Origin of the sequence: Bradyrhizobium sp. CCBAU 11361 (genome assembly GCF_028128935.1) — a bacterium.
GTDB classification, from domain to species: Bacteria; Pseudomonadota; Alphaproteobacteria; order Rhizobiales; family Xanthobacteraceae; genus Bradyrhizobium; species Bradyrhizobium niftali.
The window spans coordinates 94,669-119,486 of record NZ_LBJZ01000198.1 but is presented as its reverse complement, the minus strand read 5'-3'; the positions used below and the strand labels follow the sequence as shown (position 1 = coordinate 119,486).

Below are 24,818 nucleotides of genomic sequence, written 5' to 3'. Positions count from 1 at the left end.
CAAGCTTGTCCCTGACGCTGCTCCCCATGTCCCGCATGAGCTGGAAGGAGATGATGCCGCGGGCCGGCGATCGTCCGCGCGCAAGGCCACGCGCAAGCTTTGCGGATTTGATCGTGTGCCCGATTTAACCGCGTGGCCGCGTTGCGGCGCAACATCCGTTAACCGAAAACGGGGGTTCTTCCGCCGCACCTCACGCGGTCAGAGGCTGCAGACGCTCCGCCCCTTCGCGCAATTCGAAACGCTTCGCCGCAACAAATGGGCTCCATGGTGGCCGCAACGACACATCATGTTGCCCGGATGTTGCGCGCTATCGGAATCCCGCACGCGAGCCGCCGTCATTTGACTGAAATTTTCAGAAGAGTTGAGCCGCGCGGTTTACTCGAACTTTCTTTGTGACGCTCTAGTTCCACGGCCGGAAGTTCCATCTCCGGAAACGGAGAGACGTCTTCCAAGTGCGCCCCGCCGTCCGGGCCAAGGATCGCCCGAGAGTTTCATTCTCGTCCACCCAGATTGCGCTACCCGAAGGCTCAATTGAATAAAGCTTTATCCGACCTGGAAGTGAAATGAATTTGGCTCGCGAATCGATTGAACTGTTGGAGCAGGTCGCACGAATCCTCTGGTTCGAAGGCACCAAGCACGGCTTGCGCGACCGCGAGTGGATGGCGCTGCGCTTCCTCTCCCGCGCCAACCGGTTCTCCCGCACGCCCTCGGCGCTCGCGAGCTACGTCGGCACCACGCGCGGCACCGCCTCGTTCATCATCGGTGAGCTCGAGCGGCTCGGCTATCTCGAACGAAAGCGTTCGGCCAAGGACAAGCGGTCGGTGATGCTGAGCGTCACGCAGCAGGGCAAGAAGTTCCTGGCGCGCGACCCCGTCAGCGTTCTCGTCGAGGCGATTGCCGTCCTCGACGACGAGGCCAAGATCCGTTTCCGCGACGCGCTCCGCCACGTGCTCGACCAGTCGGACGCGGCCGAGCAGCGGCACCATACCGACGTCTGCAAGCGCTGCATCTTCCTCCGGGAAGATCGCACCACGGCGGACGCCAAGACGACGGTCGAGTTCAGCTGCCGCCTGTTTCGCGCGCCGATCGCGGAGCCGGAGGTCGATCTGCTATGCACCAGCTTCGAGCATCACCGCCAATAGAAGGCACCGTCGATCAGGGCGTTGCCTTGCGCGACGAATAGATCACGCCCCCGCTGGATTCGACCACCAGGCGCCCGTTCTCGTTCCGGATCTCCTCGATGCGGCCAAGGCCGGGCACCTGCTGCCCCAGCACGGCCTCGATGACGCCGTTCGGGCTTTGCAGGATCGCAATCCCCTCATAGGCCTGGCGCACCGACCAGCCCTTGACCACCTTCCGCGGCACCGATGCGCGCTCGGAGGGAGGCACCGAGCCCGTGACCTCGGGCGCTGCGAGCGAAGCCATCATCGGCGCGGCCTGCGACGACGGTTGCGATTGCGCCAAAGTCGGCGCCGGAGCCTGGGCTTGCGCCTGGGCGAGCTTGTCGAGCTTCACCGTCGAGGACGAGCTCACCCGCTCGATACGGTCCAGATTCTCGGCAAACCTGCCGAAGCGATCATTGGTCGCCTTGCTCGATTGATCGACCGCGGTGCGCAGGCCGTCGAGATTTTCGGACACGCCCGACACCTGCTTGCGCAACTGGGCGACCGTCTCGCGCAGATTCCTGATCTCCGTATTGGCCGCGACATTGTTCTGGGCGGGCTGCGTGGTGAGATAGGCGATCACGCCGGTGCAGGCGCAGACCACCAGCACGGCGGCGACCGCCAATGTCGCGAGCGGCGCGACCCAGGTCGGACGGGGCGGCGGCGGCTTGGCCACGATCACGGCCGGCTTCATCACGACCGGCGTAGGCTTGGGTATCGCCATCTTGTCGAGGCGCGCCTTGGCGCGAATACGCTTCAGCCCCTCGAGCGCCTCTTTCGCCAACGCTTCGTCGCTCGCCGCAGCCGACGCACGCTTCGCGCTCGCGGCGGGCTTGGCCGTTTGCGTCGCGTTGTCCCTTGTATTGCCTGGCGCCGGAGCCGGCTTCGCCGCCGCGGAAACGTCAGCAGTCTCGTTGGGACGAGCTTTTCCATCGGACAACATGCAAGAATGCTCCGTTCGGTTCGATCTATCGAACGACGAATTTATTTGTCGAAGCTTGCCCGAAACGTGCGCATCGAAAACTTTTCATCGCGCCCGACGCGACGTCGCATGAGTCGAAAGCGTCACGCACGTGGCGAGAGTGCGACTCGAAAGACACACCCTCGCCAAGATTTCGCCAAGCTGGAGTCGCCTCGCCGTACATGAGTCGAATTGTCGCATGTGGAAAAGCGGTGGAGAGAGTCAATCCGGGGTTGAAAACCACTCCATGCGCCTACCCCGCATCACCACCCAAAACAGCTGTGATTATACGGGGATGCGGAACTATAGAGCCGTCACGGTGCAAAACTAGTTCGGAATCCAAATCAACTGATACGATTGAATATATCAAGAAACAACTCGAAACAAACCAACAGCATCAAACACGCATAGCAATCGCTTTGTTGCGCGCGCTTGATCGGGAATCGGCAATTGTTACGGTCCTACTCAAGTGATTCTCGCCAGTTGGCGAGGAGATCAGCAAAGTTCGGTAGCGTTCGGACGTGATAAGCAACTTGACGCAACTGTTCTAGGTCGCTGTCTCAATCCGCTCCGCGAGGTGATCCGCAAGACACCCGCCGGGCCTCACGCAGTAAGCGTTCAGTATCGAGTCGAAGTAACAGGCCCGCGGAAAACGCAGGCACTGAGTGCGTAGGGCTGCCCGCGAATATCGAAACCATAACAACGGTTCGCGGGATGGAAATATCGTCAAACAGCATGGTCGCCGAGCCGGGCATCACAACAACCCACCGGCCGCGACAAATGCGAAACAGGGGCGAAAGACTGATGTATATTATCGTTGATGATCGCGAGAGCGTCGCGAACAGCTATGTTGGAGGGCTCGTTCGCGAAGGCGTATCGTCGATCGGCTTCTCCTCCGGAGAATTCTGGGACTGGCTGCAATCTGCGAGTGAATCCGACCTGGCAGCGGTCGACGCCTTCCTCCTCGGGGACTGCGACGCCCGCGGAAGCCTGCCGCGGGCGATGCGCAAGCGCTCCTCGGCTCCCATCATCGCCATGAGCGGCCAGAAGATGCTGAAGAGCACGCTGGAACTGTTCGAATCTGGCGTTGACGACGTCGTGTACGTGCCGATTCACCTGCGCGAGATACTCGCCCGAACGGCCGCGATCGCGCGCCGCCGGGTGGGCGAGCTACCGAGACCCTGCGAGACCAGGATCCAGGTCTTCTTCAACGGACGCGACCCCGAGATCGCGGGCCACGCTCTCACCCTGCCCCGCCGCGAATTGCGCATTCTCGAATATATGGTCAGCAACCACGGCAAGTGGATCACCAAGACGCAGATCTTCAACGCGGTCTACGGCATCTTCGAGTCGACCTTCGACGAGAGCGTGATCGAGAGCCACGTCAGCAAACTGCGCAAGAAGCTTCGCGACCGCCTCGGCTTCGACGCGATCGTGGCCCGGCGCTACGTCGGATACCGCCTCAACATCCCCGCCGGCGAGACCGTCGACGTGCCGATGCAGGATCTCGACGAGGTCGGCATCCTCCTCAACAGGGCGCATGCCGTCCCGGCGGCCTATCCAGCCGGAAACTGACGCGGCAGAGCGCTGCCGCGGAAAACGACAACGGCCTCTGCGGAGCACCTTCGCAGAGGCCGTGCACTTTCAGCGGCGGAGACGGCAGAACGCAAGCCTCGCGGCACGACGCGCCGCCATACCAAAGCGCGACGAGATCAGGCCCGCTTTGGAATCCTGGTCGAGCATGGTCCTCCCGGAAAGCCGCTTCGCGCCTGTCCGGACCACGCTCTAGGGCTTTTGCTGGAATTCTTCCTTCGAGACGTAGTTGAAGTCCTCGACCAGGACGTCCTGGACAACGTCGGCCTGCATCCGCTGGTTGACGCGCTGCTTGATGCCCGTCGTGAGGATCGAGAGGTCGTAACGGGCGAGCTTCCTGAAATCGAGGCGGTCGTCGGCATAGATCCTGCGGAAGGCCTCGTCGACGACGAACGGCTCCGGCGGAACGTTGAGCTGGTGCATGGTCCGCGCCTCCACGGTGTAGACGAAGCGCGCGACGATGTAGCCCTGCACATTGCCGTTCTCGACCATGGGCACGCTCAGCGCCCGCGTCTTCTGGTATTGGAGCCCGTCGAGATATGCGTCCTTTGCCGGCAGCAGGCTGCCGTTTTCCTTCCAATAGGCCACGGCGTAGCTCGTGCCTGCCGTGAGGATGCAGACCCAGAGCCCGGCAAGCACGAGTCTGATCATTTTCCGTCCTGCGCTTCGCGACCGGTGTAGGTGCCGTCCGAATCGGCATCCCTGATCGCCTTGACGATGATGGTCGCGACCTCGCGCACCGCGTCGTAGTGCATTTCGAGGATGGAACGATTCCGCTCGAGCTTCTCGCGCAACCGCTGGATCTCCTCGGTGATCTCAACCTCGCTGCCGAGATACATCCGCGCCCGCATCAGGCGGACGAACTCGAGCATGCTCCGGCTCTTGCGGGCGCTGAAGTCGTCGAAATCGATCTTCTTGCCCGTAGCGAGCGCAACCGTCTCTTCCTCGACGATAGCCTCGAGCCGGCGGATCGCCGCCAGAAGGCCGCGCACCTCGTCCGCTCTCGCCGCCTCGGTGCCGTCGACCACCGCCTCGCCGCCGACATTCGACAGCAGCACGGGCAACAGCGCATCGTCCGATGCTGCTTCAACCGTCATTGCCCCGGTGTCCACGACCGGCTGCTCCATCACCAGGGCTGCTGCGCCTTCTTGTGCCTGCATTGGAAATTCACCCCTCAACTTCTGTCACCCATTCCCGGATCATCATCCGGCCTTCGCCACAGCATCCGCGTTTGCGGCGGCTTCCGCCTTCGCCGCATTCGCGGCCTCAAGCTGCTTGGCAATGCCGATACCCTTACCCTTGGCCAGCTGCGCGCCGAGTTGCTCCGCCAGCATCGACTTCCAGACGCCGCCGGCCGTGCCCTTGCCAAAGATCTGCTCGGATTCCTTCGGCAGCATCGTTTCGACGAAGGTCTGCAGAATGAAAGCTTCGAACTTGCGGTAGACCTCGCCGGAGGCCGGCGCCTTGATCACCTTGACCGGCGCTCCGTTGATCGCTGTCGACTGGGTCTCGGCAAGCTTCGCCGCGGACTGATCGGCCGTTGCCGCCTTGGCCTTGCCGGCCTCCGCGTCCATCGTGGCGGCGAAATCGGCGTCCGACGATTTCAGCGCATCGAGCTTCGCGGTCGCCGCGCGTTGCGTCACGGGGTCGGCGGCCTCGAGAACGTCGAGGACGAGGTCGGGTGTCGCTGTCACGATCATGTCTTGTTCCGGTTGGCTGGCCGCGGCATCCACTCGCGCACGGTGAGGCTTGTTCCCGTCATCTCCTCGAGCGAGCGCTTTTCCGCCTCGCGAAGCTTGTCCGCGAGCGCCGCCTTGGCGACTTCCTCGAGCTGTTTCACACGCCGGCTCTCCGAGCGAACCTGGTCGAGCTGCCGCGAAGCCTGCTCCTTCACGGCGCGCGCACCGACGCTCGTCCTGTTGAGGCGCCGCGCGATCGAATCGCTCGACGATCCCACCGGCGGCCTCCCCTCGTTCAGCGCCCCGACCAGCCATTCCTGCTCGTCCTGCAAGCTGCGCTCCTGCTGCCGCAAGTGTGCGAGCTGCCATTCGGACAGCCGGAGCTGGAGCTTCACGAGCGAGACCATCCGACCGAGCTTGTCTGCGCGCGACCTCATGATGGTCATTCCGCCAGCCAGGACGAGACGCCGAGCATGAATTGCGTCAAGAGCTCGTCGCTGGTGAGATAGAGCAGCAGGAAGCCGCCGAACAGCACGAAAGGCACGGAGATGAAGTAGACGGGAATCGCCGGCGTCAGCTTGTTGATCAGGCCGACCGCCAGGTTGACGATGACCGAATAGACGATGAACGGGCTGGTGATCCGCAGTGTCAGCACGAACGCCTCCGACAGGCGGCCGACGAGCTGGTCGAGCGCCATGCTGCCGCCGAGCCTGCCGCCGGGATGCCAGACGTCGTAGGAGTTCATCAGCCCGCGCAGCACCTGCCAGTGCTGGTCGGTCATGAAGAACAGCGTGGTGACGGACGCCATGATCAGCGGCACCAGGGCCGGCGCCGGATCGGTGTCGGCGACCGGCGTGCCTGGGATGTTGCTCAGCCCGATCGCACTGGCCATCACGGTCGCCATGGTCTGAAGCGCGAGGAAGAACACGCGCCCGCCGAGGCCGATGACGCTGCCGACCAGGATCTCGGAGCCGATCAGGAGTGCCAGCGTCAGCGGCGCCGCGTTGTCCGTCAGAGGCTTCAGGACCGCGATCAGGATCGGCGTCAGTGCAAACGTCGTGACGAGCGCGATGAACAGGCGGACCTGGGCCGGAACGTTGACGCTGGAATAGCCGGGCACGAACATCAGGCAGGCGCCGATTCGGCAGAACACGATGAACGTCACCAGCACGCTGTCGGCGAGGCTGCTGATCACGATATGGCTCCGAGCGCCCTGATCTCGGCGCTGCGCGCAACCTCTACATGCGACAGGACCGGGAGTGTCGGGAACACCCGCTCCAGGATCATCCGGACATAGGGACGGGCTTCCGGGGTCACTGCCAGCACCACGCTGGTGCCGTTCTCGGTGAACTTGCGGATCGCGGCGCTGGCTTCCGTCGCGAACTGCTCGATCAGGCGCGGATCGGCGTCGAATTCGACGACGTCGCCCTTGGGGTCGCGCTTCAGGCTCTGGTGGAAGGCGAGATCCCAGCGATTGCCGAGGCGGACCACGTTGAGCACGCCGTTGTCGGAGAGGTCGCCGCAGATCTGCTGGGCAAGGCGCGTGCGGACATGTTCTGCGACCTGTTCGGAGCGCCGCACATGGGGCGCGATCTCGGCGATCGCCTCCAGGATCAGATGGAGGTTGCGGATCGACACGCGCTCGGCCAGCAGGATCTTCAGGACCGACAGCAGGCCCGAATAGGAGATCTGTGACGGGCAGAGATCCTCGATCAGGCGCTTGTATTCGGGATCGAGCCGGTCGAGCAGCGCGCGCATGTCCTTGTAGGACAGGAGCTGGGCGAGGTTCGCCCTGATCACTTCGCTCAGATGCGTGAGCAGCACCGACAGATTGTCGACCGGCTTGCAGCCCTGCCGCCTGACTTCGTCGGTGAAGGCTTCCGTCACCCACAGCGCCTTCATGCCGAAGGCGGGTTCGATCACCTCCTCGCCGGGCACGTCGGGCTTGCCGTCCTTGTCGACCAGCACCAGCACCTCGCCGAGCCTGAGCTCGCCATGCGCGACGCGGGTGTCGTGGATCCGGATCTGGTATCCCTTGGGATCGATCGACAGATTGTCGGTGAGCTTGATCTCCGGAACGACGAAGCCGTACTGCTTGGCGAACTTCTTGCGGATCTTGGCCACGCGATGGGCAAGCTCGGTGCGCGAGCCCAACAGATGGACCGAAAGGTGGCCGCCGAGCGCCAGTTCGATCTCCGCGGTCTTGAGCGATTCCTTGACGGATTCCTTGGCCTCGGCCTGGGTGCGTTCGTCGGCCTTGCGCGCATCCTCTTTCCGCTCCCGCGCCGCCTGCCGCCTGGGCAGCGTGTAACCGACGAAGGCCATGACGCCGCCGAGCAGCACGAACGGCGCCATCGGCAGCCCCGGCATGAAGGCGAGCACGAACATCATCAATGCGGCGGCCGACACGGCGCGCGGATAGCCGCTGAGCTGCCGCAGCACGGCCTGCTCCGCCGAGCCCCTGGTGCCGCCCTTGGAGACCAGCAGGCCCGCCGACAGCGACACGATCAGCGCCGGCATCTGCGACACCAGGCCGTCGCCGACGGAGAGCTTGGTATAGACGTCGGCGGCGCGCGACAGCGTCAGGCCGTGATGGGTGACGCCGATGATGATGCCGCCGAAGATGTTGATCGCGGTGATGATCAGGCCGGCGATGGCATCGCCGCGGACGAATTTCGACGCACCGTCCATGGCGCCGAAGAATGCGCTCTCCTCTTCGAGCTCCCTGCGCCGGCGCTGGGCTTCCTTGTCGTCGATCAGGCCCGCCGACAGGTCCGCGTCGATCGCCATCTGCTTGCCGGGAATGGCGTCAAGGGTGAAGCGGGCGCCGACTTCCGCGATACGGGTCGCGCCCTTGGTGATCACGACGAAATTCACAGTGACGAGGATCGCGAAGATGATCAGGCCGATGACGAAGTCGCCGCCCATGACGAATTTCGAGAAGCCGGCGACGACATGGCCCGCGGCCTGCTCGCCCTCGCCGCCGCGCGACAGGATCAGGCGGGTGGTCGCGACGTTGAGCGCCAGCCGCAGGATCGTTGCGATCAGCAGCACGGTCGGGAAGGCGGAGAAGTCGAGCGGCCGCTGGATCCACAGCGCGACCATCAGGATCAGCGCCGACAGCGCAATCGAGAACGCCAGGCCGAGATCGATCAGGATCGGCGGTATCGGCAGGAACAGGATCGTGAGCATGGCCACGATGCCGCCTGCAAAAAAGGCATCCGCCCCGAGTCGTCGCGGGGTTGGCAGGCTAGCAGCTAACGTATCGGCCATGGGTCACCGGCAGAGGGTCCGCCCCGTAATCTGCCGTGCAAAGCTTACGCGAGGGTGGTGGCCGAGGCCTCGCGGCTCAGAAGCCGCGCTCGATATGCGAATAGACCATCTCGGTGAAGGTGGAGAGATGCGCGCCGATGAAGGAGCCGGAGATGGCGACGACCACCAGAATGACGATGATCTTCGGAACGAAGGTCAGCGTCACCTCCTGGATCTGGGTCAAGGCCTGGATCAGCGCAATGATGGTGCCGACCAGCATCGCCGCCCCGACGGCAGGCCCGGAGGCGACGATGATGGTCCAGATCGCCGCCTGGACGATGTCGAGGGCGTCCCGCTCGTTCATGACTGGCTGATCGTGAGCCCGGGCCCGATCGCGACTTTCGTGCCGTTCTCGAGGGTCGCGACGGAGCCGTCGCTGTTGATGGAGACCGACTTGACCTTGCCCGAGAAGGTCGCACCGGTCGAGTCGGTGAAGCTGACGGTTTTTCCGATCAGCCCGTCGGCCTGCGACAGCGATTGCGAAGACAGCAGCGCATCCAGCTTGGTGTTGGTCTGCATGGCCTGCTCGACCGTCGAGAGCTGGGCGAACTGGCTCATATATTGCGAGGTATCCATCGGATTGGTCGGATCCTGGTTCTTCATCTCGGCGACGAGAAGCTGAAGAAAGGTATTGTAGTCGACGCTGTTGCTCGACGTGGACGTCGTGGAGCTGGTCGAACTGGACGACTTGCTGGTGCTGTCGGTCGCGCTGGTAACGTTCATCTAGCCTCTCCGCTGTCAGGCAGCCTCGAATGGGATGTTGGTGGCGACGCCGGCCAGGATGGCCTGCTCCACCGGGAACAGCGCCCGGATCCGCTTCAGCGCCTCGAAGTAGCGGGTTGCACCGACCAGCTCGTCGATCGCGACAAGCCCGTCCAGCATCTCGCGGCTTTCGCACACCGCGACCAGGGCCGCGTGGTGCTGGCCGTAGAGCGCCGAGGCATCGCGGACATCGGTCGGGTTCATCAGCATGAGCTGGACGATGAAATAGAGCTGCCGCATCGCCGTGGTGGCGTCGGAGGCCTGCATGATCTGCCCCTCGAGCAGAAACATCACGTCGTTGACGAGCTCGACGGAGACCTTGCGGTCCACGCGCAGCACCGCCCCGTTGATGTAGATCCGTTCGCCCGCCCGCAAGGAGATCTTCATTAGAGTGCGTCTCGGATCAGGCGGTTGATTTCGATGAGCTGCATCACGTCGCCCGACTTCTCTTCGCGAAGGCGATCCGCCTCCTTGATGACCCACAAGCCGATCGAGATGATCTCGGCGCGCAGCTTGTCCGGGAGGCCGTTTTCCGGGTGCGCGAGATCCTCGATGAAGATCGTCCACAGCCGGCGCACATAGAGCAGGCTCTCGACCAGATCCTCGAAACTGAAGCGCCCCTTCTGGATCCGCTCGAGCCGGTCGATGCCGAGGCTGAGCGCCTGCCGCTCGCGGCCTCTCTCCTGATAGCCGCTCTCTTCAACGACAGCTTCATAGGCTTCAAACGTCATCAGGACCACTCTGCGCAGAAAACTGGATAGCAAGACAAAGGGTGCGAACCTTGCAAATGAGCTTGGCTCAGAGGTAGTTGATGAGGCTGATCTTCTGGAGCTGCGAGGTCAGCGCCAGCGCCGTCTGGATCTGGGTCTGCAGGGTGTTGACCCGGACCGCGGCTTCCGCCGGATCGACCTTCTCCATACCGATGATCTGATTGTTGAGAATGTCCTGCTGCGCCTTCAGCTTGTCGGTTGCGGAGGTGAGCCGCTGCTGGACCGTGCCGACGCTGCCGCCGAGCGTAGCAAGATCCGTGATGGCGTTACCAACGAGGCCGATGGCCTTGTCAACGACGACCTGGAACGTATCCTGGCTCAGCTTCGCGTTCCCGAGATCCGCCATCATGGTGTAGGCCTCGGCGAGCCTGCGGAAGCCGGTCTGGTTGGCGCTAACGGACGTATCGGCGATCTCGGTCGTGGAAATACGGCTCTGCATGACCTGGTCGGTGGCCGATGACCAGTTGGTGTTCCAGGCCGGGCTCGCGAACTCGGCATCGAAGGTGGTGTTGAGAAAGGTCTGCATCTGGGCCGCGGTAATGCTGCTGACGCTCGCCGAAGATTGCGAGAAACCGAAGGTCGCAAGGAAATCGGCGTCGACCTGGTTCTTGCTGGCCGAGCCCGCGGTGTAGGCCGTGATCGGCGTGTTCTGCGTGTTGATGCCCGAAAAAAGAGACGAGCCGTTGTAGGAGACGTTCAGCGCGCCGATCAGATCCTGGAGGTTGGAGGACGCAGGCGGCAGGATGATCCGCCCACCGCCGTCGGTACTGCGGGCCGCGATCAGGTCCTTGAGGAAGTCCGTTGCGGTCTTGCCGAGCTGGGTGATCCGGTCTTGCGTCGTGTTGAGGCGTCCCGAGACGAGCTCGTTGGTATCGACGAGTTGATCGGCGAAGCCCCAGTCCGCCCGCAGGGTGAGGTCGCCTCCCGTCGTGGCACCAAGCTCGAGGCCAACATCGGCGAAACGGCTGGTGGTCGCCTCCTTCGACGCCTTGCTCAGCGCAGCCTGGTTGTTCGTGATCGAGGACCTCAACGACGACGACAGCATCAAGGTCGAGATGTAGTTCGCGCTCATCATGGCTTAATTCCCCACGGCGGCCAGCAGGCTCTGCAACATTTCGTCGACGGTCGAGATGATCTTCGACGAGGCCGAATAGGTGCGCTCGACCTGAAGCATCAAGGACATCTCGTCGTCCATGTTGACGCCGCTGACGTTGGACAGCGCCGCGGTGCTGCGGTCGAGCAGCGTTTTCTGGTAGGTGACGTTGGAGTCCGCGGTCTTGCGCTGGTTTTCGATCCAGCTCGTCGACGACGACGCGAAGTCGATCAAGCTGCCACTCGGCTTGCCTTGCGTGGTTGCATCGAACGGCTGCGACGCATCCATGTTGCCGATGAGCTGGTGTAGCCGGACCGAGTAGCCGGCGTTGCCGGCGGTGTTGTATCGATAAGCCGGGTTGCCGCTGATCGCGCCGTCGCGCAGCAGGTTCGGGTTTCCGCCCAAGGCCGGATCGACGGAGGCAGCGACCGTAATCGTGCCGGCGAGGCCGACCGAGACGGTGGCGCTCGCCGGTATCGCCGGCGCGCCGGGATAGGTGAAGAGACCGGGAACGTCGGCCAGGGTCGGGACGGGCGACTGGTCGCTTTCCTTGAACGCATTGATCAAACCGCGCGCGACTTCGTCGAGCTGGCTCTGGTATGTGACCGTATCATTGTCGCGCAACTGGGCGAGGCCCGCAAGCTTGCCCGACTTCAGCGGCATCACGGAATTGGCGCCGGTCACCGGCACGCCGTCGATATAGACCGCATTGCCCGTGGTGCCGGGCGTATAGATGTTGGTCGCGGTGAAGCTGACGGTTCGCGCCGTCTTGTCGAACAGCACGACGCCGCTGTCGGTGTAGAGCGCCGCGTCGCCGTTAGGTCGCAGCGACATGGTGACGCCGAGCTCCTGCGACAGCTGCGAGACAATGTTGTCGCGCTGATCGAGATAGTCGGTGATGTCGTCGCCTGAGATCGTGCCCTTCACGATCTCGGTGTTCACGGTCTGGAACTGGGAGAGCAGCTGATTGATGTTTTGAACCGACGTTTTCATGTCGGCATCCGCGCCCTCACGAACCGACTGCACGGTCTGGGTCGCCTCATTGAGCGCGGTCGCCATGTCCTTGGCGGACGTGACCGCCGCCTGCGCCAGGGTGGTGTTGTCCGGGGCGTTGGCATATTGCTGCAGCGCCTTCTTCAGCGCATTGAGCTGCGCCGTCGGCGACTGGTCGAGCTCCGTATCGTCCACCGTGGCAGATGCGATCTTCTGGAGCCCGTCATAGATCGCGTTCTGCTTGGCCGACGACGAGGTCGCGACCAAGACGTTGTTGTAGAGACCCGAGCTGGCGGCGCGCTGGATCGCCGCCACATAGACGCCGGCCCCGGGGAGGTTGTCCAGCACGGCGATCTTGCGCGAATAGCCGGCTGCGCTGGCACCGGCAATGTTGCGCGAGATGGTCGAGGACTGGATACCCGACGCCATGAGCGAAGCGCGGGCGGAGTCGAGAGCGGCGGTAAGGGACATGATTTGCTCTGGCCCGGGATGAGCGCTTGAGGATTCAGCGCTTCAGGTTGACGACGACGTCCAGAAGGTCGGAGCCGGTCTGGAACGTTTTCGAGTTCGCAGTGAAGCCGCGCTGCGCCTCGATCATCCCGGTGAGTTCGTCCGCGAGATCGACGTTGGAATCTTCCAGGGCGCTGGACTGAACCGTACCGAGCCCGCCGGTGCCGGCATTCGCGGCCTGCGCATTGCCTGAATTCATGTTGGTCGAATAGACGTTGCCCGGCTCCGGCGTCAGATTGTCCGGGCTCGCGACGTCGGCGAGCATGATCGTGTAGAGCGTCAGCTGCTGCCCGTTCTTGAGGGTGGCTGTCACGTGACCCGCGGTGTCGACATTGACCTTGTCGATGGCCGAGGGAACGCTGCCATTGACGGTGGCCTTGAAGCTGAAGTCGGTGCCGACCTGCGTCATGTTCGACAGGTTCATGGTGAGCGCCGCGCCGCCGGGGACGGTTACGGTGAGACCCGTCGGGCTCGCGGCCGCCAGCGTGCCTTTTCCGGCCGCCGTGGTATCGAAGGTGAAGGTGGTTGCGGCAGCAAGTGAGGCACCGGTCGCGGAGTTATAGAGCTGCACCTGCCAGGTGTCCGAGCCGGCCGCCGTCGCGGTGTGGGACATATAGACGTCAAGCGTAACGGCCTGGCCGATATTGTTGTAGGCCACGATCGAACTCTTCGATGAATATGACGCCGGACCGGGCGGGCCGGCAATGACAGCCGCCGTCGGATCCAGATTGCCGGTCGTGAGTGTCCCCGCCGTCGACGGCACCGGCACCTGCGAGACCTGCGCGACGTTCACGATCTGCATTCCCGAGAGGCTGTTCTGCGAGAAATTGGTCACGAGGCCGGGCTGTCCCAGAAGGTAGAAGCCGGCCGCGTTGACCAGATTGCCCTGGGCGTCCGGCACGAACGAGCCGGCTCGCGTCAAAAACTGCTGCGTATTGTTGGCGTTCGACACCACGAAGAAGCCGTTGCCCTGGACGGCGAGATCCGTGGTCGACGTGGTGAACTGCGTATGTCCCTGGTCGCTGATGGCGTAGCGAACGGTCGTCTCGACGGCGCCGGAATCGTAATTACCCGAACCGCTCTTCAGGATCAGCGAGGAGAATTCGGTGGAGGCCCGCTTGTAACCGGTCGTGTTGACGTTCGCGATGTTGTCCGAGACCGTCGACAGCTTGTTGGACTGCGCAGACATGCCGGAAACGCCGGTGCGCATAACACCATACAGGCTCATGAATTGGGCTCCTTTGGTAGGTTGCAGCTACAATGAGGGTTCTTGCTTGCGCGGGGCTGATGATCGGGAACCATGCACAACTTCCTGTTGTCAGGTTGTCTTCGGCTGACAGAAGGAGCGCGCGTTGTCGGTCCACGCGCCGAAGCCGCTCGAGACGAGGTGAGCCACGATGTGACAGACATAGCGCTTCTGCGCCGGCTGGTTGTTCGGGCCTGCGTTGTAGCGTGCGACCGCCATGGTCCAGCTGCCCTCGCGCTGCTTCAGCTCTTTCAGGAAGCGTGCGGCGTATTCGACGTTCTTCGCGGGATCGAACATCGCGCGCACCGAAGCGAACTTGTCGCCGTGATAATAATGGTTGATCTGCATGCAGCCGAGGTCGATCAGCTTGATGCCCTTAGCTCGCATCGCCTCGAAATTCGCGATCGCGTCGTTCATGTCCTTCGCGAACACGGTCTGGCCGTCGGCGCCGAGCGCGTAAGGGTGAAGCGAACCGCGCCGTCCGGTCTCGGTGAGGCCGACCGCATAGAGAATGCCGAGCGGAATCCCGTGCTCATGGGACGCGCGCGCCATCTCGCGCTCGCAGGGGCGCGCGCTGTCGGCGGCCGCCTCGGCGGCGCCGGCGTTACAGATAAACAGGGCCGCGACGAATCTGCGGCGCCACGTCCTGGTCATGACGCGTCTCCTGGTTGGACTGGCGCTCCTGCCGGGCCTGTCTCGCATCGCCGTCCGATTGTCCCGACGACGTGCCGGCGCCGTCGAACGTGCCTTGCGACTGTGACGAGGGCTGTTGCTGGCCCGAGAACTGCGGCTGCGACTGGCCGGAGCCGCTCTGGAATCCATCCAGCGAGCCGTGCTGGACGGGGGCGACGTCGGCGACGTAGCCGGCCGACTGCATCAGCTCGCGGATCGAGTCGCGCTGCTGGTCCAGCATCTGGCTCGTGTCCTTGCGTTCGGCCGCGAGATGGATGGAGACCTCCGAGCCGACGAGGCGGAGGCGCACGGTGACATTGCCGAGCGTCGGTGGCTCGAGATTGACCGTCAGGATCTTGAGCGGCTGGTCCGGCGCATTGGTCTGGGACGTCGCGAGATCGGGTGCTGCGGACGCCGCCGGCGCCGAGGATTCCTTCAGCTCGGTAACCACCGCGTTGGCGACCTGTTGCGGCGCGTTGAACTGCGCCGGGGGCAGATGGGTCTCCTGCTGGACCACGGTGACCTTGGTCGCCTCGGGCAATGCGTCCCGGGCCGAAGCCTTGACGGCACGTTCGACATTGGCCGTGACGGCCTCGAAGCCCGGCGTCGCGGGCATTGCCTTTGACGAACTCTCGTTGCCCTGCAGCGCGGCGGCCGCCACCTGCGAAGCCGCGGCCTGTGAGCGCGTGCCTGTCGGACCGGCAGAAGGCGGCGCGGAATCGGCGATAGCGACCTTCGCCATGCCCGTCGCCTGAACCTCGCCCTTCGTCGCGGAGGAGCGCTCGTCGCGCGCGGGCGCGTCCTTCCTGTCCCCAGCCGGTGACTGCACCTGCAGCTTCACGACCGGCACGGCGGCGAGCTCCTGTCCGACGATCGCGGGAATGCTCGGCCGGCTCGCAACGTCCGCCTTCGCGGCCTGGTCGACCGGATTTTGCGTCTCCGACGACTGGTCGGACTTCTGGTCGGACGACTTGTGACCGGACTTGGCCTCGTCGGTCGCCTCGGTGCGTTCGCTCACCGCCTCGTCCTTCCCGGCCGGATGCGCGAGGTGCGCGCGCAGCGTTCCGGCCTTCACGGTCGTATCGCCGCCCTCGTCTTTGAGCGCCCGCTTGGCCAGGTTCGAGACGGTGTGGAGCAGATCGTTGAACGACGAATCCGCCTGCGATTTCGTCCCGGCGCTCTTCGCCGAGCGCGACGTCCCGCGCATATTGAGGCTCCCGGCGAGCCCCGAAAAAACCTGTCCGGCGGTTCCGCTGAGCTTGGTCATGGGCGGCGATCCCTGGTGAGAAGTTCGAGTTCGCCGAGCTCCTTCCGCGCACGCGCGAGAGTCCCGGTCGATGAGGCGAGATCGAGACGCGCCGGCGTGGCCGGAGGCTTGTCGGCGGTGGCGGCAGATCCGCCCGCGAACGGTTTGCGGACATCGAGCGCGAGCTGGACCGTTGCATTCAGCAGGGGAACGTCGCGCTCGGGCAGCTTCGACCGGTCGAGCGCCTTCAGCTCGGCGAGACCGCCGTCATATTCGTCGGTGAGCACCCGCGAGGCGCCACGGAAGAAATGCGCACGCTCGCGCTCCGGCGAGGCATCGGCGCTGAGCGTCAGCGCCCGCTCGCCGGCGAGCCGGGTCACGGCCATCCGTCCACGCACCATGGCACTGCGCGCGATGACGAGATAGAGCTTGAGGCGGCTACTGCGATCGATCTGCTCCAGCATGGTGACGATCCGCGCAAAGCGGCGCTCGTCGAGAGCGAGGCTCGATTGCGTCAGGCCCGTGGAGAAGCGCTGCCAGAAATCGCCGGCATAAACCGAGTTGCGGTAATGGCGGATATAGGCCAGCGTCAGGAACTCGAACTTGTCGAAATCCTCGGCCTGCCCGACCAGCAGGATCTCGCGCCGCAGCGCAGCCTCCTCCACCAGCGTGCCGGGCAGGAGCAGGCGCGCGTCGTCCAGACGCTCGATCGCGAGAGAGGCCTCGGTGCGTGCGAATAGCGCGCCCTGGACCAGCGCGACCTGTCCGCCCAGACCCGACGGAATCGTCCTGGGCTTGACGTCCCTGAGCAGCTCGCGCGCTTCGTCCTGCCGGCCCTCGACATAGGCGAGCGCGCCGTCGAACAGCCGCCCGTCGACGTTCATCTTGTCGCGCGGCAGCTTGCGGACTAGTTGCGGCGCGCCGCCGCTGAGCAGGTAGATGACGACGGCCTGGCCGTTCTGCGGGTTGCTCCACACGCTCGCATCGGCGGCGAGAAATTTCTCGCCGATCTGCCGGATCAGCGCGATGTGGCCGCCATGCGCGGCGGTGTCGCCGTTGGCGATGCCGTCCTGCACGGCCTGCAATGCGCGCACGAGCTCGTAGGGTTCACCCGATGTCGACGCCGGAGCCGGCGCCGGATCGGCCAGCGCGCGTGCCGCCGCGAACGGCAGCAGCACCAGCAGGGCGGCACGGAGGAGCGGCCTGATCAAGGGCGCTTCTCCCGGATCAGGATCTCGATCCGGCGATTTTGCGCGGCCGCCGGGTCGTTCGGAAGTTTCGGCCGCCGGTCGGCGTAGCCTTCGACATGCTCGATCCGCTGCGCATCGACGCCGGAGCGGACCAGCATGTAATAAGCCATCTGCGCACGCGCAGTCGACAGCCGCCAATTGTCGTAGGTTTCCGACTTGTACGGTCGATTGTCAGTGTGGCCGCGGACGATGATCATGCCCTGGCGTTTCATCAGCAGCGGCCCGATCTTGTCGATGACGCGGATGAGCTCGGGCCGTGGCTCGGCCGAGCCGACCGCGAACATGCCGAAGCTTGCATCGTCGGTCAGGCTGACCAGCAGACCTTCCTCAACCTGACGCACCTCGGCCGCCGGTCCCGCGCCCGCCTTGATGTCCGACAGCGCATCCGCGATCGCGGACTGAAGCTGCTTGACGGTCGGCTGCTGCGTTTGCGCGGCGTCGCGCGGTTCGGAATCCTTCGACGTATCGCCGGGACGCCCTTGCGCAGCGACACTGGCCTGAGCACCCGGCTGCGCGTTCGCCTGCGCGCTGCCTTCGCGCGAAGACTGCGACGGCGCGGGTCCCGGCGGTAGCAGGGGCGACAGGCTTGCGGACGACGCATCGGCGTTCGGCGCCACGCTTCCGCCGGCGTCATCCGCCTTGGCACGGCGCGCCTGCGGCTCGCCCTGGCCCGTCCCGGTCGCGTTGTCGCGCGCGGACGCATTCGGCTTTGGCTCGCTCTCGATGAAGCGATCCGAATCCTTGGATGCCTGCGGCGCCAGTCTCCAATAGCCGGGATCAAAAGGATCGCGATAGGCGTCGCCGCCCTTGAGGCCATCCTCTTCCGCGGAGGTCAGCGCGCCGGCGCGGCGCTGGCCCGAGGCCTGGTTCGCGCTATTGGCGATCTCGGCAAGCGTCGCATAGGGATCGCGGAACAGAACCTTCTCTTCGAAGGAGGCAGGCTTCTCCGCCGTCGGCGAGTCTCCGCGACGTTCTTCGTTCGGCCCGGCCGGCTGACGCTTGCCATCCTGGCCTTCGAACTGCGTCGGCTCCTTCTTCGAGAGATCCTTGAGGCCCTTCGGGGCGGGTGCGTTCTCCGCGAGCTTGATCGGATTGAAATAGCTCGCGACCACCTGCTTCTGGTCCTGGTTGAGCGCGTTGAGCAGCCACATGACCAGGAAGAACGCCATCATCGCGGTCATGAAGTCCGCATAGGCGATCTTCCATACGCCACCGTGATGCGCCTCCTCGGCGAAGGCGCTGCGCCGGCGGACGATCACGAGCTCTTGCTTGACCTCCTCCATGGCAGGCTACCTGCGTGCCTCGTTCAGGCGCTCGCTCCATGCCGCGATCTTCGTCTCGATCACGGTCTGGTCGGCGACGACGCGAACCTCGAAAGTCTCGGCGGCCTCGTACTCGATGCCCGTTCGCCGGGCCGTCTCGAGCTGCGTCTTCACCAGGTCAAGCAGTTCGCTCGGGCCGGTGATCTTGAACACCGGCACCGGCGAGTTGCCGGTCAGCGCCGCGATTTGCTCGACCAGCGACCCGATCGCCTTGTCGCGGACCGCATCGGCGAGGAACGGCAGCAATATTCGGGCAACGGAGCTCGCAATGTTGGTCTCGATCTCGCGGCAAGCCGCCTCGAAGCCGCTCACGATCGTGACCGCCTGCTGGTCGGACCATTTGGCCCGCTCCTCGCCGAGCCGGATTGCGCTGCGCACGCGTTCCTCGGCAACCCTGGCATCGCCTTCCGCAACGCCGGCGGCGTGGCCGCGCCGGTAGGCATCGTCCAGGAGATTGACCGGCGGGGCTTCCGTCGCGGGCGCCGGAGGCGGCGACTGATGCTGCGGCTGCGACTGGGTCTGAGGCTGTGGTTGAGATTGAGGCTCGCGCCGGACCTCCTTCGGCCTGGTCAGCACGTCCGGGATCTTGGGCGGCGGAGGCGGCGGCGGCGACTTGACCCGGCCGTTCGCGTCGAACTGCGTCAGGAGTTTTCCGATTGCCGCGTTCATGCCGCCTCCTCGCGTCGCATCCAGTCTTTAAGGATCGCTGCTGCCTGGGCCTGATCAAGCCGGACGATCTGCTCCAGCCGCTTCTGCGGCGTGCGCTGCATCTTGCCTTCGAGGTCCTCGACGAGGTTGAGCTCGGGGTCCTGACTCTCGGCCAATGCAAGGGCTGTGGCTGCTTCAAGCTCAGCGGCCTCCGCCGCCTCGGTCTGCTCCTGCGCCGCGCGGTGGGCCAGAATGCCGTTGACCGCGGGGCGAAGGCCGAACCAGACGAGCATCGACGCCACGGCCAGGATCGTCACCGCGTTGATGACGCTACCGAGCTGCTTGTTGATCATCTCGACGAAGCTGATCGGCGGCACCGGCGCCAATTCGCGCGAGCCTTCGATGAAGTCGACGGCCGTGACCTGGATCTGGTCGCCGCGCTGCTTGTCGAGTCCGCCGGCGGTCGCCGCGAGCTGACTGATCTCGGCGAGCTTGCTGTCGACGATGGCCTGGTTGCTCTTGTCGCCGAGATCGGCGACGAGGCGCGCGCGGTTGACCAGCACGGCGATGAAGAGCTTCTTGACCAGATAGCCGTCGCTTACCGTCGTCGTGGTCTTGGACGACACCTCGAAATTGGTGACGTCCTCGCGGCGGGTCTTGTCCTCGCTGGAGTTCTTGGAACCGCCGCCATTCACCTGCTGATCGGGAAGGTTCTGCTGCACCGTGGTCGGCGTCGAGCGGTCCGCATTCTGCGACGACTCCTTCTCGCGCACGTTCCGCACGGAACGCTCGGCGCGGCTCTCCGGATCGTAGACGGTCTCGTTGGTCTGCCGCTTGTCGGTGGAGAGCTGCGGCGCGACGCTCACCTCGAAATTGTCGAGACCCAGATACGGCGTCAGCGCCTTGCGGATGTTCTCCTGAACCATCCCGCCGACCGTCTTCTGGAGGCTTGCCATCTTGGTCGGGGCAGCGGTGGCCTCGTCCTCTTCGGCCAGCAGCATCGAGCCGTCGGCATCCAGCACCGTCACCTTGTCGCGGCTCATGCCGGGGATGGCGGCCGCGACGAGATGGCGGATCGACTGCGCCGTGCGCGCCTCGATCGCTCCGTCGGTGCGCAGCACGACGGACGCCGAGGGCGGCTGTTGCGTCGCGCGGAACGAGCCGCGCACCGGCATCACGATATGCACCCGCGCCGCCTTCACACCCTTCATCAGCTGCACCGTGCGCGCGATCTCGCCTTCGAGCGCGCGCAGCTTCGTGACTTCCTGCATGAACGAGGTCAGGCCGAGCGAGCCGATCTTGTCGAACAGCTCGTAACCGGAATTGGCGCTGGTCGGCAGCCCCTTCTCGGCGAGCAGCATCCGCGCCTGCATGGTCTGGCTCGGACGCACCGAGACGGCGTCTCCGGCCGTATTGACGTCGAAGGCAATATTCTGCTCGCGCAGGGCAGCGCCCATGCGCGTCACATCTTCGCGGGAGAGGCCGGTATAGAGCGTCTCGAATTCAGGCCGGCTCAGATAATAGGCGCCGCCGACGACGGTGACGAGAACGGCAAAGCCGATCAATCCCAGGGCCATCAGGCGTCGCGGCCCAAGCTCCAGCAGATTGTTGAGCAGTTGCTGTATCTGCGCACGACTGAACAGCATGTGACCTCGTACCAATGCGAACATATGGGACACTCCGCTGCCAACCTTGTCTGAAGGTTGCGCAGGAACACGAATGTGTCGGTTCGCGGGCGAGGCGTTGTAATTTTACAAGAAGTCGGGGGACGCTATCGCGCGGATCGGCAACAGGTGCACGGCCGGACGCATCGCGGCGCGATCGGCTGCGGCGTGTTGCTTGAAATCTGGCGTCAGGAGATCGATTGCGGGCACATCTTGTGCCGTCATATCCGCCGTCATGGCGGAGACCGTGCTCCCTTGGGAGCACGGTCGATTTCGAAGCCGCGGCTTAGCGGAACAGCGACAGGATGCTCTGGCTGTTCGCGTTGGCGATCGAGAGCGCCTGAACGCCGAGCTGCTGCTGGGTTTGTAGCGCCTGCAGGCGCGTCGATTCCGCGTTCATATCGGCGTCGACGAGCTGGCCGACACCGCGGTCGACGGAGTCCATCAGGGTCTTGACGAATTCCGTGTTGGTCGCGAGGCGGTTCTTGACGGCACCGAGATTGGCGGCGGCCGATGCCACCGTGTTGATCGCAGTGGTGACCTGCGCAATGTAGGCATCGAGCGTGGCCTGGTTCGCCGCCGAGTCGGTCAGCGCGCTGATGCTCATGTTGTCGACCGACGCGAAACCGGTCGTGCTGTTGCCGGTCACCGTGTCCAGGATGCCGGTCTGGGTTGCGCCGCCGGTGGTGTAGAGCGCGTAGCTGGCGGTCGTCACCGTGATGGAGCCGATGGTGGGTGTACCGCCGACACGCGAGTACGACGACACGAGGTTGAAGCTCGTCGGCGTGGCCGAGGAACCGGTCGAGGTGTTGATGCTCAGCCAGTTGATGCCGTTGAAGGTCGCCGAGTTGGCCTTGAGCTTCATGTCCTGCTGGATCTGGGTGATGTCAGCCTGGATCTTGGTGCGGTCGATGCCGGCGGTCTTGGCTTCGACCAGCAGCGCCTGGAGCTTGGTCAGACCGCCGGTCTTGTCGCCGATAACCGAGGTCAGAGCGGTATATTCGGTGTCGACGGTCGCGGACGACAGACCGAGCGAGTCGGAGATGGCGGAGAGCGCGGCGTTGTCGGAACGCATCGACGTCGCGATCGACCAGTAGGCAGCGTTGTCCGAAGCGGTCGAGACACGCTGGCCGGTCGAGATCCGGTTCTGCGTGGTCGCGAGCTGCGAGCTGACGTTGCGGAGGGTCTGCAGCGCGGTCATTGCAGACGAGTTGGTGAGCAGACTAGAACCCATTTTGATGTCCCTTTGAAGATTGAATTGTGTTTGGGGGACATACCGGGCTTGCACCGGTACGACAGGGCGGCGTCATGCCTTTGGGCGCGCGGAAATGCGGTGAAGGGCCCAACCTGTCGTAGCGGAGAGGTTACCCGCCGAAGCTTGTGCGAGGCTTGTGGCTCTGTGACCCCGCTGCAACAGCGGGGCCGGATCATGGCGTGGACGCGGCGTCACGCCAGACAAAAAAGGGCCGCGCTTCGCGAGAAGCGCGGCCCTCCCCCAGACGAGTTGAGGTTTAGCGGAACAGCGACAGGATGCTCTGGCTGCTGTTGTTGGCGATCGAGAGCGCCTGCACACCGAGCTGCTGCTGGACCTGGAGGGCCGCAAGGCGGGTGGACTCCTTGTTCATGTCGGCGTCGACGAGCTGGCCGATACCGCGGTCCACGGAGTCCATCAGGGACTGGACGAATTCCGTGTTGGTCGAGAGGCGGTTCTTGACGGCACCGAGATTGGCGGCGGCCGATGCCACCGTGTTGATCGCAGTGGTGACCTGCTTGATGTAGCCATCGAGCGTGGTCTGGTCAGCCGCCGAGTCGGTCAGCGCGCCGATGGCGATCGTGTCGACCGACGCAGCGGTCGAGCCGGTGCCGGTCACCGTGTCCAGGATGCCGGTCTTGGTTGCGCCGCCGGTGGTGTAGAGCGCGTAGTTGGCGGTCGTCACGGTGATGGAGCCGATGGTCGGCGTACCGCCGACGCGCGAGTACGACGACACGAGGTTGAAGCTCGTCGGCGTGGCCGTGGAACCGCTCGAGGTGTCGATGCTCAGCCAGTTGATGCCGTTGAAGGTCGCCGCACCGGCTGTGGACTTCAGCTGCTGCTGGATCTGGGTGACGTCTGCCTGGATCTTGGTGCGATCGACACCGGCGGTCTTGGCTTCGACCAGCAGCGCCTGGAGCTTGGTCAGACCGGAGGTGCTATCGCCGATAGCCGTGGTCAGAGCGGTGTATTCGGTGTCGACGGTCGCGGCCGACAGACCGAGCGAGTCGGAGACCGCAGCGAGCGCGGCGTTGTCGGAGCGCATCGACGTCGCGATCGACCAGTAGGCGGCGTTGTCCGAAGCGGTCGAGACGCGCTGGCCGGTCGAGATGCGGTTCTGCGTGGTGGAGAGCTGCGAGCTGACAGACCGGAGGGTCTGGAGCGCGGTCATGGCGGTCGAGTTCGTAAGCAGGCTTGACATTGCGAATGTCCCTTTATGTACGCGTTACATTTTCACGAGGGGACATACCGGGCTTTCACCGGTACGGAGGGGCGGCATCATGCCTTTGGACTGATGTGGGTGGGGTCCAACCCGCCGTGACGCATTGCTAGCACGCCGAATCTTGCTTGCGGATTAAGATCGGCTTGAATTCTGCTGTAAAATCATATGGTTAACATTACCCACTGCTAACCATAAGCGGGTACTTGTCGCTAACCATAACCGGCCGGCCGGCCGGCGATCGCTGCTACGAGAACGACCGCACCAGTCCGGAGGCCAGCAGGTTCCAGCCGTCGATCAGCACGAAGAACAGCATCTTGAACGGCAGCGCGATAATCGTCGGGGGCAGCATCATCATGCCCATCGACATGGTCAGCGTCGCCACGATCATGTCGATGACGAGGAACGGCAGCATGATGAGGAATCCGATCTCGAACGAGCGCCTGAGCTCGGAGATCATGAAGGCCGGAATGATGACGCGCAAATCGATGCGCTTGTCGTCGAACTTCTTGCGGAAGCTCTCCGCGGCGAGCGCCTCGAAGGTCTGGAGATCCTTGTCGCGGACATGCGCCAGCATGAACTCGCGGAACGGATCGGTGATCTTCAGATAAGCCTCTTCCTCCGAGATCTCGTTCTTCATGAGCGGCTGGACGCCGGTCTCCCAGGCGCGGTCGAAGGTCGGCGCCATCACGTAGAACGTCATGAATAGCGCGAGGCTGACCAGCACCAGATTGGCCGGCGTGGTCTGGAGGCCGAGACCGGAGCGCAGGAACGACAGCGCCACCGCAAACCGCGTGAAGCTCGTCACCATGATGAGCAGTCCCGGCGCCACCGACAGCACCGTGATCAGCGCCATCAGCTGGATGATGCGGCCGCTGGTCGAGCCGTTTCCGGGCGGCAGCAGCGAGTTGAGGTCCGGAATCTGGGCGAACGCCATCTCGGGCAGCACCGCCAGAATCAACGCGAGCAGCAGGACTCTCAATTTCACTGAATCACCAACGTCTCAATGATCAATTCGCGCACCTTGCCCGAAGAGCGGACATTGGCGCGTTCGGCGAGGTCGTCGCGCAGATGCTGGAGCCCGCGCGATCCCTCGAACTGCGCGACCGAGGCCGACCGCAGATAGGTGACGATGTCCTCGCTGATATGGGCGGCCAGGATGCCGGCGTCCTCGTCGCTCATGCTCTCGGTCACCATGGAGGCCTCGACACGGGCCCAGTTGTTGGCCGGCGCGCCGAGATTGGTCACGATCGGGGACAGTTTTCGAAGCCGCGCACTGCCGGCGTAGCTCGACGCTAGCGGCGGCGGCGTGGCGCTCTTCTTCGCGTCGGCGACGCGCTCGGCGGCCGCAAACAGATGCAGGCCGGCAAGGGCACCGGCACCGATCGCGACCAGGGTCAGCGCCAAAATGGCGGCAATCAGGCGCATCACGTCCCCTGCCCCCGCGACGCGGCCCGGCCGGC

27 protein-coding genes are annotated in these 24,818 nt (G+C 64.3%); 2 read left to right on the top strand and 25 right to left on the bottom strand.

All coding sequences use genetic code 11. From position 1 onward, the window contains the following. The first annotated feature begins 563 nt into the window (after positions 1–563). Entirely contained in the window at positions 564–1,142 is a 579-nt protein-coding gene (locus XI08_RS40400) for a MarR family winged helix-turn-helix transcriptional regulator (RefSeq protein ID WP_271578708.1), read from the top strand. Between the two features lie 13 nt (positions 1,143–1,155). Here the strand turns inward: XI08_RS40400 and XI08_RS40395 are convergent, their stop codons facing one another. Then, the gene (locus XI08_RS40395; protein WP_271578707.1) at positions 1,156–2,106 is read right to left on the bottom strand and encodes a hypothetical protein; all 951 of its coding nucleotides are present in this window, start codon (positions 2,104–2,106) and stop codon (positions 1,156–1,158) included. 822 nt (positions 2,107–2,928) lie between these two features. Between XI08_RS40395 and XI08_RS40390 the strand changes: the two genes are divergently transcribed. Next, the gene (locus XI08_RS40390) at positions 2,929–3,699 is read left to right on the top strand and encodes a response regulator transcription factor (protein WP_027546136.1); all 771 of its coding nucleotides are present in this window, start codon (positions 2,929–2,931) and stop codon (positions 3,697–3,699) included. Positions 3,700–3,909: 210 nt separating this feature from the next. Here XI08_RS40390 and XI08_RS40385 read toward each other — a convergent pair whose 3' ends face one another. The 24 genes from XI08_RS40385 to XI08_RS40270 all read right to left on the bottom strand — a co-directional run bounded on the left by XI08_RS40385 (position 3,910) and on the right by XI08_RS40270 (position 24,783). After that, positions 3,910–4,368: a hypothetical protein gene (locus tag XI08_RS40385; protein ID WP_135175725.1), complete on the bottom strand. Its 459-nt coding sequence runs from the start codon at positions 4,366–4,368 to the stop codon at positions 3,910–3,912. Next, positions 4,365–4,877, bottom strand: a complete 513-nt coding sequence (locus tag XI08_RS40380) for a flagellar biosynthesis protein FlgN (RefSeq protein ID WP_271578706.1) — start codon at positions 4,875–4,877, stop codon at positions 4,365–4,367. Before XI08_RS40380 ends, XI08_RS40385 begins: the two co-directional genes overlap by 4 nt. A gap of 42 nt (positions 4,878–4,919) precedes the next feature. Then, positions 4,920–5,417, bottom strand: a complete 498-nt coding sequence (locus XI08_RS40375; RefSeq protein ID WP_271578705.1) for a rod-binding protein — start codon at positions 5,415–5,417, stop codon at positions 4,920–4,922. Beyond that, positions 5,414–5,833 carry a hypothetical protein gene (locus XI08_RS40370; protein WP_271578704.1) on the bottom strand — a complete coding sequence of 140 codons (420 nt, stop codon included), beginning with the start codon at positions 5,831–5,833 and terminating at the stop codon, positions 5,414–5,416. The genes XI08_RS40375 and XI08_RS40370 overlap by 4 nt, the downstream gene beginning before the upstream one ends. Positions 5,834–5,838: 5 nt before the next feature. Next, positions 5,839–6,591 (bottom strand): flagellar biosynthesis protein FliR, encoded by a 753-nt coding sequence (gene fliR, locus XI08_RS40365; RefSeq protein ID WP_027546131.1) that lies wholly within the window; start codon positions 6,589–6,591, stop codon positions 5,839–5,841. Further along, positions 6,588–8,669, bottom strand: coding sequence for a flagellar biosynthesis protein FlhA (flhA, locus tag XI08_RS40360; RefSeq protein WP_271578703.1), 2,082 nt, complete (start codon positions 8,667–8,669; stop codon positions 6,588–6,590). Before flhA ends, fliR begins: the two co-directional genes overlap by 4 nt. A gap of 76 nt (positions 8,670–8,745) precedes the next feature. Then, on the bottom strand, positions 8,746–9,012 hold the full coding sequence (fliQ, locus tag XI08_RS40355; RefSeq protein WP_008130649.1) for a flagellar biosynthesis protein FliQ: 267 nt from the start codon (positions 9,010–9,012) through the stop codon (positions 8,746–8,748). Next, entirely contained in the window at positions 9,009–9,431 is a 423-nt protein-coding gene (flgD, locus tag XI08_RS40350; protein ID WP_027546129.1) for a flagellar hook assembly protein FlgD, read from the bottom strand. Before flgD ends, fliQ begins: the two co-directional genes overlap by 4 nt. 15 nt (positions 9,432–9,446) lie before the next feature. Further along, complete coding sequence (gene flbT / locus XI08_RS40345) at positions 9,447–9,857, bottom strand: flagellar biosynthesis repressor FlbT (RefSeq protein ID WP_027546128.1); 411 nt, start codon at positions 9,855–9,857, stop codon at positions 9,447–9,449. Further along, positions 9,857–10,201 carry a flagellar biosynthesis regulator FlaF gene (flaF, locus tag XI08_RS40340; protein ID WP_271578702.1) on the bottom strand — a complete coding sequence of 115 codons (345 nt, stop codon included), beginning with the start codon at positions 10,199–10,201 and terminating at the stop codon, positions 9,857–9,859. The genes flbT and flaF overlap by 1 nt, the downstream gene beginning before the upstream one ends. Before the next feature lie 67 nt (positions 10,202–10,268). Then, positions 10,269–11,315, bottom strand: a complete 1,047-nt coding sequence (locus XI08_RS40335; protein WP_027546126.1) for a flagellar hook-associated family protein — start codon at positions 11,313–11,315, stop codon at positions 10,269–10,271. 3 nt (positions 11,316–11,318) lie between these two features. Next, entirely contained in the window at positions 11,319–12,797 is a 1,479-nt protein-coding gene (flgK, locus tag XI08_RS40330; RefSeq protein ID WP_271578701.1) for a flagellar hook-associated protein FlgK, read from the bottom strand. Between the two features lie 34 nt (positions 12,798–12,831). After that, a complete protein-coding gene (locus XI08_RS40325) occupies positions 12,832–14,064 on the bottom strand; it encodes a flagellar hook protein FlgE (RefSeq protein WP_027546124.1) in 1,233 nt (410 codons plus the stop codon). A gap of 90 nt (positions 14,065–14,154) precedes the next feature. Further along, positions 14,155–14,736, bottom strand: coding sequence for a transglycosylase SLT domain-containing protein (locus XI08_RS40320; RefSeq protein WP_271578700.1), 582 nt, complete (start codon positions 14,734–14,736; stop codon positions 14,155–14,157). Then, positions 14,687–16,021 carry a flagellar hook-length control protein FliK gene (gene fliK / locus XI08_RS40315; protein WP_271578699.1) on the bottom strand — a complete coding sequence of 445 codons (1,335 nt, stop codon included), beginning with the start codon at positions 16,019–16,021 and terminating at the stop codon, positions 14,687–14,689. Before fliK ends, XI08_RS40320 begins: the two co-directional genes overlap by 50 nt. Then, the gene (locus XI08_RS40310; RefSeq protein WP_271578698.1) at positions 16,018–17,211 is read right to left on the bottom strand and encodes a chemotaxis protein; all 1,194 of its coding nucleotides are present in this window, start codon (positions 17,209–17,211) and stop codon (positions 16,018–16,020) included. The genes fliK and XI08_RS40310 overlap by 4 nt, the downstream gene beginning before the upstream one ends. Beyond that, positions 17,208–18,533 (bottom strand): MotB family protein, encoded by a 1,326-nt coding sequence (locus XI08_RS40305; protein ID WP_271578697.1) that lies wholly within the window; start codon positions 18,531–18,533, stop codon positions 17,208–17,210. The genes XI08_RS40310 and XI08_RS40305 overlap by 4 nt, the downstream gene beginning before the upstream one ends. A 6-nt stretch (positions 18,534–18,539) precedes the next feature. After that, a complete protein-coding gene (locus XI08_RS40300) occupies positions 18,540–19,241 on the bottom strand; it encodes a hypothetical protein (protein ID WP_271578696.1) in 702 nt (233 codons plus the stop codon). Next, positions 19,238–20,866: a flagellar basal-body MS-ring/collar protein FliF gene (gene fliF, locus XI08_RS40295; RefSeq protein ID WP_027546118.1), complete on the bottom strand. Its 1,629-nt coding sequence runs from the start codon at positions 20,864–20,866 to the stop codon at positions 19,238–19,240. The genes XI08_RS40300 and fliF overlap by 4 nt, the downstream gene beginning before the upstream one ends. Positions 20,867–20,971: 105 nt before the next feature. Beyond that, the gene (locus XI08_RS40290) at positions 20,972–21,121 is read right to left on the bottom strand and encodes a hypothetical protein (protein ID WP_167770980.1); all 150 of its coding nucleotides are present in this window, start codon (positions 21,119–21,121) and stop codon (positions 20,972–20,974) included. Positions 21,122–21,170: 49 nt separating this feature from the next. Then, a complete protein-coding gene (locus XI08_RS40285; RefSeq protein ID WP_027546117.1) occupies positions 21,171–22,118 on the bottom strand; it encodes a flagellin N-terminal helical domain-containing protein in 948 nt (315 codons plus the stop codon). 277 nt (positions 22,119–22,395) lie between these two features. Beyond that, the gene (locus tag XI08_RS40280) at positions 22,396–23,337 is read right to left on the bottom strand and encodes a flagellin N-terminal helical domain-containing protein (RefSeq protein ID WP_027546116.1); all 942 of its coding nucleotides are present in this window, start codon (positions 23,335–23,337) and stop codon (positions 22,396–22,398) included. A 265-nt stretch (positions 23,338–23,602) separates the two neighbouring features. After that, positions 23,603–24,343, bottom strand: coding sequence for a flagellar type III secretion system pore protein FliP (gene fliP / locus XI08_RS40275; protein WP_027546115.1), 741 nt, complete (start codon positions 24,341–24,343; stop codon positions 23,603–23,605). Then, positions 24,340–24,783, bottom strand: coding sequence for a flagellar basal body-associated FliL family protein (locus XI08_RS40270; RefSeq protein ID WP_271578695.1), 444 nt, complete (start codon positions 24,781–24,783; stop codon positions 24,340–24,342). The genes fliP and XI08_RS40270 overlap by 4 nt, the downstream gene beginning before the upstream one ends. Between the last annotated feature and the right edge of the window lie 35 nt (positions 24,784–24,818).